Raw genomic sequence first — 232 nt, 5'->3', positions numbered from 1 at the left:
GATCATCCGCATGGAAGACTTGACGGACATCCGGAACCGAGCTAAGTCAAAAAAAGAAGCCGGACGGAACCTGCATTCCTGGGCGTTTTATCAGCTGAAAGAGATGATCCGCTACAAAGCAGAGATGGCGGGTATTCGGGTGGAGATCGTCAATCCCGAATACACCAGCCAAACCTGCAAGTGCGGTCATCGCGAAAAGGCGAACCGAAGCGGTATCCGCTTCAAGTGCAAA

At 52.2% G+C, this 232-nt stretch carries 1 protein-coding gene; it reads left to right on the top strand.

Features of this window, described 5'->3' with window-relative positions:
- Positions 1-232: IS200/IS605 family accessory protein TnpB-related protein (locus tag NWF35_RS10870; protein WP_301239071.1), on the top strand; the 232-nt coding region annotated here is incomplete at both ends.

It is taken from the genome of Polycladomyces subterraneus (assembly GCF_030433435.1).
In the GTDB taxonomy this organism is placed as follows: Bacteria; Bacillota; Bacilli; order Thermoactinomycetales; family JIR-001; genus Polycladomyces; species Polycladomyces subterraneus.
Note: the sequence above shows the minus strand (reverse complement) of the source record. Positions and strands in the feature narration are given on the sequence as shown.